Below are 13,296 nucleotides of genomic sequence, written 5' to 3'. Positions count from 1 at the left end.
AATCGATCCTAAGCGGACCCCGGCGATTTCGCGCGTGAAGAATAGCCTTGAAAGGCACAGAAACTCCGATATGGACTTGGCCCGGCACGCGGCGTAGCATCGATTCCCCGCTTGCCGCCAACGTCGCGGCGACAAGTCCATGTCCCAGTGGCTTCAACGGAGGTGTGTATGAGCTATCACCTGGAAGGTCGCCTGCTCGAGGTTTGCAACTGCAATGTGCTGTGCCCCTGCTGGATCGGCGAGGATCCTGACAACGGCACCTGCGACACCATCATCGCGTGGCGCATCGACAAGGGAACGGTGGACGGCCTTGACGTGGGCGGCAACACCATCGCAGCCGTGGCCCATGTGCCCGGCAACATCCTGGAAGGCAACTGGACCGCCGCGATCTTCGTCGACGAGAACGCCTCCAAGGCGCAAGAGGAAGCGCTGATCAAGGTCTACACCGGCCAGGCCGGCGGGCCGATTGCCGACCTCGCCAAGCTGATCGGCACGGTGGTGTCGGTGGAGCGGGCGCCGATCCGCTTCACCGTGGACGAGGGCAAGGGCGAACTCGCGATCGGCAAGAACTACTACGCCGAACTCGAGCCCTATCGCGGCGCGATGGGCGGCCTGACCACCCTCTCCGACACCGTGTTCTCGACGGTACCGGGCGCGCCGGTGTTCGTCGGCAAGGCGCCGACTTATCGCTCCAAGAACCCGGCCCTCGGTATCGATCTCGACATCAAGAACCACAACGCCCTGCAAAGCACCTTCGTCTTCGACGCATGAGCGCCGCCGCAGGCGCCGGGCGAGCGGGTCGGCTGCCCGCCGGCGCCTCCCGTCACCGCCGCGTGTTCCTGCCGCTGCTGGCCGCGCTGATTGCGCTCGCGTGGCTGGCGCTGTGGGCCTGGGCGCGCAGCCCCTACGGACGCTATCTCGAGCACGGCGACTGGACGGCATCGGGACCGGCGGCGTTCCTGTGCCGCGTCGTTCCGGCGGGCGACGTGCTCGTGCCCGCGCTGCTCTACGGCCTCGCGTGGATCCTCATGACGGCGGCCATGATGCTGCCGACCACGCTGCCGCTCTTCAACGCCTTCGACCGATTGACGGCCGATCGCCCGGACCATGGGCGCCTGCTGGCGCTGCTCGCCCTGGGCTACATGGTGGTGTGGGGCGCCTTCGGCCTGCTGGCGCATGCGCTGCACGGCACCCTGCTGGCGCTGCTTTCCAGCGCGCCCACGCTGGCCTGGCATGGCTGGCTGATCGGCGCCGCGACCATCGCGCTGGCCGGGGCCTTCCAGTTCAGCAAGCTCAAGCACCGCTGCCTGGAGAAGTGCCGCACGCCCTTGAGCTTCGTCATCGAGCACTGGCGCGGGCAGGCGCAGGCGCGCCACGCCTTCACGCTGGGCATGCACCACGGCCTGTTCTGCGTCGGTTGCTGCTGGGCGCTGATGCTGTTGATGTTCGCGCTCGGCACCGGCAGCCTGGGCTGGATGCTGCTGCTGGCCGCCGTGATGGCGATCGAGAAGAACTTTCGCTGGGGCCATCGCCTCAGCACGCCGCTCGGCGTCGCGCTGCTGGCATGGGCCATGGTCCTGGTGGCCGTTCATGCCTGAAGCGCGCGACGGCCCGCCCGGCCTGCAGACCCTCGCGCTCACCGTGGCCGCCATGCTGGCCTTCGCGGCCAACTCGCTGCTGTGCCGGCTGGCGCTGCAGCAAGAGGCCATCGACGCGGCCAGCTTCGGCAGCATCCGGCTGGTGTCGGGCGCGCTCGCGCTCACGCTCATCGTGCGGCTGCGCGCGAAGCCGCCGGCCGCGGGCCGCGCCGACTGGCTGGCTGCGGCCATGCTGTTCGCCTACGTCGCCTTCTTCTCCTTCGCCTACCTCAGCCTGTCGGCGGGCACGGGGGCGCTGATCCTGTTCGGCGCGGTGCAGCTGACGATGCTGGGCGTCGGGCTGCGTTCGGGCGAGATGTTCGGGCCGGTCGCCTGGTCCGGCTTCGTGCTGGCGGTCGCGGGCCTGGTCTACCTGATCTCGCCGGGCGTGACGGCGCCGCCGCCGCTCGGGGCCGCACTGATGGCCATCGCCGGCATCGCATGGGGCGTGTACTCGCTGCGCGGCCGCGGCGTGGCCGATCCGCTGGCTGCCACCGCGCGCAACTTCTTGCGCGCGGCGCCGCTCGCGCTGCTGCTGAGCCTGGCGCTGGCGTCCCGAGCCCACGCGGACGCGGCCGGGATCGCGCTGGCCGTGGCCTCCGGCGCGGTCACCTCCGGCATCGGCTATGTCATCTGGTATGCGGCGCTGCCGGGGCTCTCGGCCATGCGCGCGGCGACGGTGCAGCTGTCGGTGCCGCTGATCGCAGCCTTCGGCGGCGTGTTGTTCCTGTCGGAAGCGATCACGCCGCGGCTGGCCTTCGCCTCGGTCGCGATCCTCGGAGGCATCGCGCTGGTGCTGATGGCCAAGGCTAAGCGCCGAGCTTGAACAGACTGGTCGCCTCGAGGTCGAGCACGAGCAGCTCGCGCTGGTTGAACAGGCGCCAGCGCCAGCGCAGGATGCCCAGCGTGGGGCGCTTCTCCGAACGGCGCACCTCGATCACGTCGGCCACGAGCCGCAGCGAATCGCCGGGCCGCACGGGGTTCGGCCATTTCACGTGGCCGAGGCCCGGCGATGCGAAGGATTCGGAATCCGCGAGCGCTGCGTCGGTGACCAGCCGCATCGCGATCGCGCCGGTATGCCAGCCGCTTGCGATCAATCCGCCGAAGGGACCTTCGGCCGCCGCCTCCGGATCGGTGTGGAACCACTGCGGGTCGTAGGCCTTCGCGAACTGCAGCAGCTCCGCCTCGGTCACCAGATAGGGGCCGGCCTCGATGACCTGTCCGGTGTGGAACTCGGCGAACTTCATCGGCCGAGCTTAGTAGGTTTCGAGGTGCAGGCGGCCTTCGCGCTTCAGGCTGGCACCGACCGTGTCCCAGTCGAGTCCGGCTTCCACCGCTACGTCGCGCAGCGCGAGCACCACGCCCTCTTCCATGCTCTTCAGGCCGCACACGTAGAAGTGGCTCTGGCTGTCCTTGAGCAGCGCGGCCAGGTCGGCGGCGCGTTCGCGCATCGCGTCCTGCACATAGCGCTTGGGTTGGCCGGGCGTGCGCGAGAACGCGAAGTTGATGTCGATGAAGTCCTTGGGCAGGGTCTGCAGCGGGCCGAAGTACGGCAGCTCCTGCTGCGTGCGTGCGCCGAAGAAGAGCATCAGCTTGCCGCCCTCGAACTTGCCGCTCTTGCGCAGGCGCCGGCGCCATTCGGTCATGGCGCGCATCGGCGCGCTGCCGGTGCCGGTGCAGATCATCACGATGTGCGACTTCGGATGGTTCGGCATCAGGAAGGAGGCGCCGAAGGGGCCGACCACCTGCACCTTGTCGCCGACCTTGAGGTCGCACACGTAGTTGCTGGCGACGCCGCGCACCGGCTTGCCCTGGTGGTCCTGCAGCACGCGCTTCACCGTGAGCGACACGTTGTTGTAGCCGGGCCGCTCGCCGTTGCGCGGACTGGCGACGGAGTACTGGCGCGCGAAGTGCGGCTTGCCGTTGGCATCGGTGCCCGGCGGGATGATGGCGATCGACTGGCCCTCCAGCACCGGGAAGGGCATGCTGCCGAAGTCCAGCACGATGTGGTGCGTCTGGTTCTCGTAGCCGGCCTCGGTGCAGTTGAAGTTGCCCACCACGGTGGCGGTGGTCGGGCTCTTCGGCGGGAACAGGTTGGTGTAGGCGTGTGCAGCCGACCAGGGCGGCGTGGTGGCGCCGTACTGTGCGGAGTTGAAGGGCACTTCGCCCGGCTCGGCCGGCGGCTGCGGCGGTGCGGCCGGCGCAGGCGCCAGCGTTTCGGCAGGCGATGCGACGCCTTCGGCTTCGAGCTGCTCGGGCGTGAGTTCGGCCGGCAGTTCGTCCCAGGTGAGCTGCTCCTCGATCGAATAGGCGCGCGCCACGGGCATGGTGCGCCAGTTGTCGATCGAGCCGGTCGGGCACGGCGAGATGCAGGCCATGCAGCCGTTGCAGACATCGGCGCGCACCACGTAGTTGCGGTCGTCGTGCGTGATCGCGTTGACCGGGCAGGTGGCTTCGCAGGTGTTGCAGCGGATGCAGATTTCAGGGTCGATCAGGTGCTGCCTGATGACGCCGATGTCGATGGTGGCCGTTTCCATTAGTCTCTCCTAAAGCCCTCCCCCTCTGGGGGAGGGTTGGGTGGGGGCACGCGGCGCTTGTCGTGGGTACGCTGCTTGCCCCTATCCCTGCCTTCCCCCAGAGGGGGAAGGAGTCACACCGATCAGCCGAATCTCACGTACTCGAAATCCACCGGCTGCCGGTTGATGCCCATCACCGGCGGCGCGATCCAGCCGGCGAACTTGCCCGGGTCGACCACGCGGCCCATCAACGATGCCACGAATGCGAAGTCCTCGCCCGTGGGCAGCCACTCGTCCTTCTTGGCGGCCCATTCGGCCTCGTTCACCACGCGGCCTTCGGGCGACATCTTGATGCCGGCCAGGGCGCCGATCTGGCGGTTGAAGGCCTTGTGCGGCACCACCAGGCGGGTCGGGATGCCGGCCTTCTCCAGCACCTTGTTCCAGCGGCTCACGCCGGCCACCGAGTCCTTGATGAAGTCGTCGCGCAGCACTTCGTTGAGCGCATTCAGCATCGGCACGTCCTTCTCGACGAGCTGACCGTTCTGCACCTCGAGCACCTTGTAGGTCTGGCCCTTGAGCACGTGGTCGTCGCTTCGCTTGCCTTCCTCGTAGCGGCCCTTCAGGCCCGAGCTGTAGAAGGTGGCGGCGTTGCTCGACTGGTCGGCGCCGAACAGGTCGATGGTCACGCTGTAGTGGAAGTTGAGGTAGCGCTGGATCGTGCCGAGGTCGATGGCGCCGGCCGCGCGCACCTTCTGCGGGTCGTCGGTCTTCAGCTCGTTCATCACCTGCGCGGTGCGCTGCAGCACGCGCGAGACGCCGCTCTCGCCCACGAACATGTGGTGCGCTTCCTCGGTCAGCATGAACTTGGTGGTGCGTGCCAGCGGATCGAAGGCGCTCTCGGCCAGGGCCGACAGCTGGAACTTGCCGTCGCGGTCGGTGAAGTAGGTGAACATGAAGAAGGCCAGCCAGTCGGGCGTCTTCTCGTTGAAGGCGCCGAGGATGCGCGGGTTGTTCTCGTCGCCCGAGGTGCGCTGCAGCAGCGCCTCGGCCTCTTCACGGCCGTCGCGGCCGAAGTGCTTGTGCAGCAGGTAGACCATGGCCCACAGGTGGCGGCCCTCTTCCACGTTGATCTGGAACAGGTTGCGCAGGTCGTACATGCTGGGCGCGGTGAGGCCCAGGTGGCGCTGCTGCTCGACCGAGGCCGGCTCGGTGTCGCCCTGCGTGACGATGATGCGGCGCAGGTTGGCGCGGTGTTCGCCGGGCACATCCTGCCAGGCCTTCTCTCCCTTGTGGTCGCCGAAATGGATCTCGCGGTTGGCGTCGCCCGGGTTCAGGAAGATGCCCCAGCGATAGTCGCGCATCTTCACGTGGCCGAACTGGGCCCAGCCCTGCGGGTCGACGCTGACGGCGGTGCGCAGGTAGACCTCGTAGTTGGTCGAGCCGTCGGGGCCGACGTCGTCCCACCAGTTGATGAAGTTCGGCTGCCAGCCTTCGAGCGCGCGCTGCAGCGTGCGGTCTTCGCCGAGGTTGACGTTGTTGGGGATCTTCTCGCTGTAGTTGATCGTGCTCATGGGGGCTCCTGCTTGGATGGAAATCCGAAAATCCGTTCGGCCTGAGCTTGTCGAAGGCTCGCGGGGGGCTTCGACAAGCTCTGCCCGAACGGTCGGGGTGGACTCAGACGCGGTTGAGATCGAAGCCGGCTTTTTCGCCGGTGCCGTAAACCTTGAGGGCACCCTTCTCGCCGACGGCGTTCGGGCGGTTGAAGATCCAGTTCTGCCAGGCGGTCAGCCGGCCGAAGATGCGCGTGGCCATGTTCTCCTGGCTGGCGAAGCGCAGGTTGGCTTCGAGGCCGGTGAGCGCGTCGGGCGACATGGCGGCGCGCTCCTCGATGGCGATGCGGATCTCGTCCTCCCAGTCGATGTCGTCGGGCGCGGCGGTGACCAGGCCGAGCTTGAGCGCCTCGTCGGCGTCCAGCGCGCGGCCGACCGCGCCGCGCGCGGCTTCCATCGGCGCGGCCTCTTCGTAGAAGCGGCGCTGCAGGCGGCTCTGGTCGTTGACCATCGGGAAGAAACCGAAGTTGAACTCGTCCAGCGTGATCTTCGGTGCGCGCTCGGCATCGTCGGGCAGCGCGAGCATGTAGGCGCGGTCGGCCGCGAAGGCGATCTCGGCGAGCGTGCCGGCGAAGCAGGAGCCGGATTCGACGAGCGCGAACAGGCTGCGCGAGGAGACGTCGAGCCGCGCCAGCGTGCGGCGCAACGCGCCGATGGTTTCGCGCACCAGCCAGTGGTCCTTGTGGGCGAGCATGGTCTTGTCGCTCGCGAGCACGGCTTGCGCATCGCCCTCGGTCTTGAGCAGCCAGGTGCCGATGTCGAGCTCGTTGGTGCGCAGGTTGAGGATCGCGTCGTCGAGCTGGCGCGCCATCGCGAGCGGCCACCAGGCGGCGCCGGCGGCTTCGATCGCGGCGATGTCGGCCGGCTGCGCGCCCTTCGGCGCCTTGACGGTGAAGGTGGCGGTGCGGCGTGCGCGGTCGATCTCGACCGTGACGTGTTCGTAGCGCAGGCTGTCGGCGCCGTCCTCGCGCTCGAGGCGCGTGAGGCTCACGCCCTTGCCATCGGCGGGGCGGTCACTGCCCTCGCCCAGCTTGGCGGCGCGCTCCTGCACCGCGGCGCCGAACTGCGCCGGCTTGGCGATCGCATCGACCAGGCGCCACTCGACCGCGCGCTGGCCGCGCACGCCTTCGACGCTGGTGCAGAAGATGTCGGCCAGGTCATGGCGCACGTGGCGCTTGTCGGTGACGCGGGTCAGGCCGCCGGTGCCGGGCAGCACGCCGAGCAGCGGCACTTCCGGCAGCGAGACGGAGGAGGAGCGGTCGTCGACCAGCAGGATCTCGTCGCAGGCCAGGGCCAGCTCGTAGCCGCCGCCGGCGCAGGCGCCGTTCACGGCCGCGATGAACCTGAGGCCCGAGTGCTTGGACGAATCCTCGATGCCGTTGCGCGTCTCGTTGGTGAACTTGCAGAAGTTCACCTTCCAGGCGTGGCTGGAGACGCCGAGCATGAAGATGTTGGCGCCCGAACAGAAGATGCGGTCCTTGCCGCTGGTGACGATCACCGAGCGGACTTGCGGATGCTCGAAGCGCACGCGGTTCAGCGCATCGTTGAGCTCGATGTCCACGCCCAGGTCGTAGCTGTTGAGTTTGAGCTTGTAGCCGGGACGGATGCCGCCGTCTTCGGCGATGTCCAGCGACAGGCGGGCCACGGGGCCCTCCACGCTGAGCTTCCAGTGGCGGTATTGCGTGGGGTCGGTGCGGTAGTCGACGCGGGCGGGATGGGCGGCGGTGTCGGTCATGTCGAGGTCTCCTGGGTGCCGTGGGGTCTAGGAACAATAATGCATTTGTCTCGCGACTGAAGATGCATCATGCTGCATGTTCCGAGGCGCGTCAACCCTGCGACGGACTTTTTTTTACGTTCTTCGTTGGCGCCTTCAGCCGGCGCGGCTCATCGCCTCCCGCACCGCCGAGCGCAGCGCGTGGAAGCTCTGCGCCAGATCCTGTCCGCTGGTGTCGACGCTGAGGTCGGCCTTGGAATAGAAGGCGGCGCGGCCGGCGAGGATGCGGCGCAGGTCGTCCATGGCTTCCTTGCTGGCGGCCATCGGGCGGGTGTCGCCCTGGGCGGCGACGCGGCCCATGTGCTCCTCGGGCGCGGCCTGCAGCCAGACGGTGGCGCAGTGCGCCAGCAGCTGGTTGAAGGTGGCGGGGTCGGACACGATGCCGCCCGGGGTGGCGATCACCACCTCGCTGTAGATCTGCACCGTCTCCTCGAGCGCGCGGCGCTCGTAGCGGCGGTAGGCGTTGGTGCCGTACAGGTCGTGGATCTCGCGCACGCTGCAGCCGGCCAGCTTTTCGATCTCGCGGCTCAGCTCGATGAAGGGCACCTCGAGATCGTCCGCCAGCATCTGGCCCAGCGTGGACTTGCCCGCGCCGCGCAGGCCCACCAGCGCGATGCGGCGGTTGCGCGCCGGGTCGCCGGCAGCGGTGCCGAGCAACTCGCCGAGCGCGATGCGGGCGCGCCGCAGGTCGGCCTCGTCGCGGCGCTCCAGCAGCTCGCGGATCAGCAGCCACTCGGGCGAGCTGGTCGTGACGTCGCCCACCAGCTCGGCCAGCGAGCATTGCAGCGCGGTCGCCACCTGCTGCAGCACCAGGATCGACGCATTGCCGATGCCGTATTCAAGATTGGCCAGGTGGCGCTCCGAGACCTCCGCCGCCTGCGCCACGGCCTTGCGCGTGAGCCCGCGGCGCGCGCGCAGGTTGCGCACGCGCTCGCCCAGCGCCACCAGCAGGGGGTTCTTCGCTTCTTCGGCCGGCAGGGCCGGGTCCGCGGGTGCGGTCAGCACCGCGTCGGCTCGCTCATTCATATCGCTCCTTCGTCTCCCGGTTCACCCCTATCCGGGTAAACACCATATATGCACTATATTGCTTGACACCTTTTGTGTCGATGCTTATGGTTCGTGCACAGGCAAGATACTGCACGCGGTCAATTGCCGCAAGTTCCACCCACGCATGAGCACCACCACAATGTCCAAGGAAGCCTTCCACCAGATCGTTGCCGACGTGACAGCGCAGCTCGCCGGCAGAGCGCTCGATGACGAACTCGACCGCTGGCTCAACACCGTCCACGGCGCCGGCAGCCCCGCCTTCGAGCGCCTGAAACAGGCCTGCATCGACGGCGTGGCGGAAGGCTGGCTGTGCGATCGCGAAGGCGGCGGCATCAAGTACGGCCGGGTCTTCAAGGCCGAGGACGCGCTGCATCGCTTCTCGGTCGACGTGGTTGACATGAAGGACATCGCCGGCCCGCACCACACGCATCCGAATGGCGAGATCGATTTGATCATGCCGCTGGAGGGCGATGCCACCTTCGACGGGCGGCCGGCGGGCTGGTGCGTCTATCCGCCGGGAACGGCTCATCACCCCACCGTCGCCCAAGGGCGCGCGCTGGTCCTCTACCTGCTGCCCGAAGGCCAGATCCAGTTCACCAAGACTTGAGACGCTCCATGACCGAACTTCTTTCCAACTACGTCGCCGGCCGCTGGCAGGCCGGCAGCGGCGCCGGCACGGCGCTTGTCGATCCGGTACTCGGCACCGAGCTGGCCCGGGTCGATGCGACCGGGCTGGACCTGGCCGCGGCCTTCGGCTTCGCGCGCGAGACCGGCGGCGCTGCCTTGCGCGCCCTCACTTATAAAGAGCGCGCCGCGCTGCTGGGCGCGATCGTGAAGGTGCTGCAGGCGAACCGCGACGCCTACTACGAGATCGCCACCGCCAACTCGGGCACGGTGAAGAACGACTCGGCCGTCGACATCGACGGTGCGATCTTCACGCTCGGCCAGTACGCCAAGTGGGGCGATGCGCTGGGCAATGTGCGCGCGCTGCGCGACGGCGATGCGGCCAAGCTCGGCAAGGAGCCGGTGTTCCAGTCGCGGCACCTGCAGGTGCCGACGCGCGGCGTGGCGCTCTTCATCAATGCCTTCAACTTCCCGTCCTGGGGCCTGTGGGAGAAGGCCGCGCCCGCCCTGCTCTCGGGCGTGCCGGTGATCGTGAAGCCCGCCACCTCCACCGCCTGGCTCACGCAGCGCATGGTGCGCGACGTGGTCGAGGCCGGCGTGCTGCCGGCCGGCGCGCTGTCGGTGATCTGCGGCAGCTCGAACGGTCTGATGGACCAGCTGCAAGGCTTCGACGTGGTGTCCTTCACCGGCTCGGCCGACACCGGCGCCGTGATCCGCTCGCATGCCGCCGTGGCCCAGCGCTCGGTGCGCGTGAACATCGAGGCCGACAGCCTCAACTCCGCCCTGCTATTGCCCGATGCGGCGCCGGGCAGCGACGCCTTCAATTTGCTGGTGCGCGAGGTGGTGCGCGAGATGACGGTCAAGTCGGGCCAGAAGTGCACCGCGATCCGCCGCATCCTCGTGCCGGCTGCCGTCTACGACGCGGCGGCCGAAGCCATCGGCGCCAAGTTGGCCGGCATCACGGTCGGCAATCCGCGCAACGAGAGCGTGCGCATGGGCTCGCTGGTGAGCCGTGCGCAACTGAATGCCGTGCGCGAAGGGCTGGAAGAACTCAAGGCGCAAGCGAGCGTGCTGCATGACGGCGGCCGGGCCCCGCTGGTCGATGCCGACCCTGCCATCGCCGCCTGCATCGGCCCGGTGCTGCTGGGCGCGCGCGATGCCGATGTGGCGCAGCGCGTGCACGACGTCGAGGTTTTCGGACCGGTCGCCACCCTGCTGCCCTACCGCGACGTCGAGCATGCGATCGCGCTCGCACACCGCGGCCAGGGCTCGCTGGTGACTTCGCTCTACGGCGCCGACGAGGCGGCGCTCGGCCAAGCAGCGGTGCAGCTCGCCGCGAGCCACGGCCGCGTGCACGTGATCACGCCGGACGTGGCGCAGGCCCACACGGGCCATGGCAACGTGATGCCCCAGTCGCTGCACGGCGGCCCCGGCCGCGCGGGCGGCGGCGCCGAACTGGGCGGCCTGCGGGCACTGGACTTCTATCACCGCAAGAGCGCGGTGCAGGCCAGTCCGGCGGTGCTCGCGCAGCTCGGCCTCTCGGCCGGCTGAAGACCGTCCGAAGAGAAAAATGCGACCCGAGGAGACACGATGAGCCTGCCAGCATCCTTCAATTTCGCCGAACACCTGTTCGCCCTCAACCGCGGCCGCGCGCAGAAGATCGCCTATGTCGACGACCGCGGCACCCTCGCCTACGGCCAGCTCGAAGACCGCGCGCGGCGGCTCGCCGCAGCGCTGCGCGCATCAGGCGTGAAGCGCGAAGAGCGCGTGCTGCTGCTGATGCTCGACAGCAGCGACTGGCCGGTGAGCTTTCTCGGCTGCCTCTATGCCGGCATCGTGCCGGTGGCAGTCAACACGCTGCTGACGACCGACGACTACGCCTACATGCTCGAACACAGCGGCGCCAAGGCGGCGCTGGTGTCGGGCGCGCTGCTGCCGGTGCTGCAGGACGCGCGGGTCAAGGGGTCGAACGAGCTCAAGACCTTGATCGTCTCGCAACCCACCGGCGCCCTGCCCGACGGCGCGCAGGATTTCGAGGCGGTGATCGCCGCGCACCAGCCGCTGGCCGAACCCGCCGCCACCACGCCGCAGGATCACGCCTTCTGGCTCTACTCCTCCGGCTCCACTGGCAAGCCCAAGGGCACGGTGCACACGCACGGCAACCCGTGGTGGACGGCCGAGCTCTACGGCAAGCCGGTGCTGGGGCTGACCGAGAACGACGTCTGCTTCTCGGCCGCCAAGCTCTACTTCGCGTACGGCCTGGGCAATGCGCTGACCTTCCCGCTTTCGGTCGGCGCGACGGTGCTGCTGATGGCCGAGCGGCCGACGCCCGACGCGGTCTTCAAGCGCTGGACCGGCACGCACAAACCCACGGTGTTCTTCGGCGCCCCGACCGGCTTCGCCGGCATGCTCGCCTCGCCCACGCTGCCACCGCGCGAGGCGGTGTCGCTGCGCATGTGCTCCTCGGCCGGCGAAGCCTTGCCGGGTGAACTCGCGCAGCGCTTCAAGCAGCACTTCGGCTGCGAGATCATCGACGGCATCGGTTCCACCGAGATGCTGCACATCTTCATCTCCAACCGGCCCGGCGACATCCGCTACGGCACCACCGGCCGGCCGGTCGAGGGCTATGCGATCGAGCTGCGCGGCGAGGACGGCAAGCCCGTGCCCGTGGGCGAAGTCGGCGACCTCTATATCAAGGGGCCGAGCACGGCGGTGATGTACTGGGGCAACCCCGAGAAGAGCGCCGACACCTTCCGCGAGGGCTGGACCAAGAGTGGCGACAAGTACTCGCGCGACGCCGACGGCTACTACACCTACGCCGGCCGCAGCGACGACATGCTCAAGGTGAGCGGCATCTACGTCTCGCCCTTCGAGGTCGAGGCCACGCTGATGCAGCATCCGGCCGTGCTCGAGGCCGCGGTGATCGGCAAGGAAGACGCCGATGGGCTGACCAAGACCAAGGCCTACGTCGTGCTCAAGTCCGGCCAGTCGGTGACGGACGAGGAACTCAAGGCCTTCGTCAAGGAGCGCCTCGCGCCCTACAAGTACCCGCGCTTCATCGAGTTCGTCGAGGAGCTGCCGAAGACGGCCACAGGAAAAATCCAGCGCTTCCGGCTGCGCGAGCGGGAGCATCAGCGTTGAGGCCCCGGTCCGTCTCCCTCCCCCACTGGGGGAGGGCTGGGGTGGGGGCACGCGGCGCCACCATCGACGGCGGCCCCCATCCCCACCTTCCCCCAGAGGGGGAAGGAGCACTGCCATGAGCGGCCACAACACAGCGTTCGCCGTGATCGCGTGGCGCGACCGCGAAGTGCGCATCGAGTATCAGCGCATCGCACCCGAACGGACCGATGCGCCGCTGGTTGTGTTCCTGCATGAAGGCCTGGGCTCGATCGCGATGTGGAAGGATTTCCCCGAGAAGCTCTGCGAGCGCGGCGGCTTTCGCGGCCTGGTGTTCTCGCGCCCCGGCTACGGCCGCTCGACGCCGCGCGAGCCCGACGAGTTCTGGGACGTCGACTACATGCACCGCCAGGCGCACGAGGTGCTGCCGGCCTTCTTCGAGGCCATTGGCCTCAAGGAGAAGCCCTGGCTCTTCGGCCACAGCGACGGCGGCTCGATCTCGCTGCTCTACGCGTCGCGTTTTCCGGAGCGCGTGGCCGGGCTGGTGCTGCTCGCGCCGCACATCTTCGTGGAAGATCTGACGGTGGCGAGCATCGACCAGGCGCGCCAGGCCTGGCTCGCGACCGACCTTCCGAAGAAGCTGGCCCGCTACCACGATGACGCCGAAGCCACCTTCTGGGGCTGGAACCGCATCTGGCTGCACCCGCCCTTCAAGCAATGGAACATCGAGGCCGGGCTCGACGCCATCCGTTGCCCGGTTCTTGCTATCCAGGGGATCGACGACGAGTACGGCACACTCCGCCAGGTTCGCGGCATCGCCGAGCGGGTGCCCGGAACCCGGCTGCTCGAGCTGCGCGACTGCGGGCATTCCCCGCATCGGGACCAGCCGGAACAGGTCATAGTGGCGGCCGTTTCGTTTGTCGAAGCAGCGAATCGGCGGGCAGGGAAAACTCGTGTTTGAGAGATAAATG

The 13,296-nt window shown here is 68.4% G+C and carries 12 protein-coding genes; 7 read left to right on the top strand and 5 right to left on the bottom strand.

What is annotated here, in order from left to right; genetic code table 11:
* The first annotated feature begins 168 nt into the window (after positions 1-168).
* Genes ACSQ86_RS00635 through ACSQ86_RS00625 form a run of 3 tightly spaced genes read left to right on the top strand, consistent with a single transcriptional unit; the run spans position 169 to position 2,463 of the window.
* Complete coding sequence (locus ACSQ86_RS00635) at positions 169-771, top strand: DUF1326 domain-containing protein (RefSeq protein WP_436302314.1); 603 nt, start codon at positions 169-171, stop codon at positions 769-771.
* Positions 768-1,598: a DUF2182 domain-containing protein gene (locus ACSQ86_RS00630; protein WP_436302313.1), complete on the top strand. Its 831-nt coding sequence runs from the start codon at positions 768-770 to the stop codon at positions 1,596-1,598. The genes ACSQ86_RS00635 and ACSQ86_RS00630 overlap by 4 nt, the downstream gene beginning before the upstream one ends.
* Positions 1,591-2,463, top strand: coding sequence for a DMT family transporter (locus ACSQ86_RS00625; protein ID WP_436302312.1), 873 nt, complete (start codon positions 1,591-1,593; stop codon positions 2,461-2,463). The genes ACSQ86_RS00630 and ACSQ86_RS00625 overlap by 8 nt, the downstream gene beginning before the upstream one ends.
* On the opposite strand, the gene ACSQ86_RS00620 is transcribed toward ACSQ86_RS00625, so the two are convergent.
* From ACSQ86_RS00620 to ACSQ86_RS00600, 5 genes are all read right to left on the bottom strand, one after another.
* Positions 2,447-2,884 carry a MaoC family dehydratase gene (locus ACSQ86_RS00620; RefSeq protein ID WP_436302311.1) on the bottom strand — a complete coding sequence of 146 codons (438 nt, stop codon included), beginning with the start codon at positions 2,882-2,884 and terminating at the stop codon, positions 2,447-2,449. The genes ACSQ86_RS00625 and ACSQ86_RS00620 overlap by 17 nt on opposite strands.
* 9 nt (positions 2,885-2,893) lie before the next feature.
* Complete coding sequence (boxA, locus tag ACSQ86_RS00615) at positions 2,894-4,174, bottom strand: benzoyl-CoA 2,3-epoxidase subunit BoxA (RefSeq protein ID WP_436302310.1); 1,281 nt, start codon at positions 4,172-4,174, stop codon at positions 2,894-2,896.
* Between the two features lie 122 nt (positions 4,175-4,296).
* Positions 4,297-5,724, bottom strand: coding sequence for a benzoyl-CoA 2,3-epoxidase subunit BoxB (boxB, locus tag ACSQ86_RS00610; protein WP_436302309.1), 1,428 nt, complete (start codon positions 5,722-5,724; stop codon positions 4,297-4,299).
* Between the two features lie 103 nt (positions 5,725-5,827).
* Positions 5,828-7,498 carry a 2,3-epoxybenzoyl-CoA dihydrolase gene (gene boxC / locus ACSQ86_RS00605; protein WP_436308302.1) on the bottom strand — a complete coding sequence of 557 codons (1,671 nt, stop codon included), beginning with the start codon at positions 7,496-7,498 and terminating at the stop codon, positions 5,828-5,830.
* Between the two features lie 135 nt (positions 7,499-7,633).
* Positions 7,634-8,563, bottom strand: a complete 930-nt coding sequence (locus tag ACSQ86_RS00600) for a helix-turn-helix transcriptional regulator (protein WP_436302308.1) — start codon at positions 8,561-8,563, stop codon at positions 7,634-7,636.
* A gap of 160 nt (positions 8,564-8,723) precedes the next feature.
* Between ACSQ86_RS00600 and ACSQ86_RS00595 the strand changes: the two genes are divergently transcribed.
* The 4 genes from ACSQ86_RS00595 to ACSQ86_RS00580 all read left to right on the top strand — a co-directional run bounded on the left by ACSQ86_RS00595 (position 8,724) and on the right by ACSQ86_RS00580 (position 13,286).
* Positions 8,724-9,191 (top strand): 4-hydroxylaminobenzoate lyase, encoded by a 468-nt coding sequence (locus ACSQ86_RS00595; protein WP_436306231.1) that lies wholly within the window; start codon positions 8,724-8,726, stop codon positions 9,189-9,191.
* A gap of 8 nt (positions 9,192-9,199) precedes the next feature.
* Positions 9,200-10,759 carry a 3,4-dehydroadipyl-CoA semialdehyde dehydrogenase gene (locus ACSQ86_RS00590; RefSeq protein ID WP_436308301.1) on the top strand — a complete coding sequence of 520 codons (1,560 nt, stop codon included), beginning with the start codon at positions 9,200-9,202 and terminating at the stop codon, positions 10,757-10,759.
* Positions 10,760-10,798: 39 nt separating this feature from the next.
* Entirely contained in the window at positions 10,799-12,349 is a 1,551-nt protein-coding gene (locus tag ACSQ86_RS00585; protein WP_436302306.1) for a benzoate-CoA ligase family protein, read from the top strand.
* 115 nt (positions 12,350-12,464) lie between these two features.
* Positions 12,465-13,286, top strand: a complete 822-nt coding sequence (locus tag ACSQ86_RS00580; protein WP_436302305.1) for an alpha/beta fold hydrolase — start codon at positions 12,465-12,467, stop codon at positions 13,284-13,286.
* The last annotated feature ends 10 nt before the right edge of the window (positions 13,287-13,296 follow it).

It is taken from the genome of Variovorax sp. LjRoot130 (genome assembly GCF_964253755.1).
Classification (GTDB): Bacteria; Pseudomonadota; Gammaproteobacteria; order Burkholderiales; family Burkholderiaceae_C; genus Variovorax.
The sequence above is the reverse complement of the archived record's forward strand: the minus strand, read 5'-3'. Positions and strand labels throughout refer to the sequence as shown.

Excerpts from the sequence above, each read along its gene's own strand:
- ACSQ86_RS00635 (WP_436302314.1), top strand. The coding sequence starts at position 169 with ATGAGCTATCACCTGGAAGGTCGCCTGCTCGAGGTTTGCAACTGCAAT.
- ACSQ86_RS00630 (WP_436302313.1), top strand. The coding sequence starts at position 768 with ATGAGCGCCGCCGCAGGCGCCGGGCGAGCGGGTCGGCTGCCCGCCGGC.
- ACSQ86_RS00625 (WP_436302312.1), top strand. The coding sequence starts at position 1,591 with ATGCCTGAAGCGCGCGACGGCCCGCCCGGCCTGCAGACCCTCGCGCTC.
- ACSQ86_RS00620 (WP_436302311.1), bottom strand. The coding sequence starts at position 2,884 with ATGAAGTTCGCCGAGTTCCACACCGGACAGGTCATCGAGGCCGGCCCC.
- boxA (WP_436302310.1), bottom strand. The coding sequence starts at position 4,174 with ATGGAAACGGCCACCATCGACATCGGCGTCATCAGGCAGCACCTGATC.
- boxB (WP_436302309.1), bottom strand. The coding sequence starts at position 5,724 with ATGAGCACGATCAACTACAGCGAGAAGATCCCCAACAACGTCAACCTC.
- boxC (WP_436308302.1), bottom strand. The coding sequence starts at position 7,498 with ATGACCGACACCGCCGCCCATCCCGCCCGCGTCGACTACCGCACCGAC.
- ACSQ86_RS00600 (WP_436302308.1), bottom strand. The coding sequence starts at position 8,563 with ATGAATGAGCGAGCCGACGCGGTGCTGACCGCACCCGCGGACCCGGCC.
- ACSQ86_RS00595 (WP_436306231.1), top strand. The coding sequence starts at position 8,724 with ATGTCCAAGGAAGCCTTCCACCAGATCGTTGCCGACGTGACAGCGCAG.
- ACSQ86_RS00590 (WP_436308301.1), top strand. The coding sequence starts at position 9,200 with ATGACCGAACTTCTTTCCAACTACGTCGCCGGCCGCTGGCAGGCCGGC.
- ACSQ86_RS00585 (WP_436302306.1), top strand. The coding sequence starts at position 10,799 with ATGAGCCTGCCAGCATCCTTCAATTTCGCCGAACACCTGTTCGCCCTC.
- ACSQ86_RS00580 (WP_436302305.1), top strand. The coding sequence starts at position 12,465 with ATGAGCGGCCACAACACAGCGTTCGCCGTGATCGCGTGGCGCGACCGC.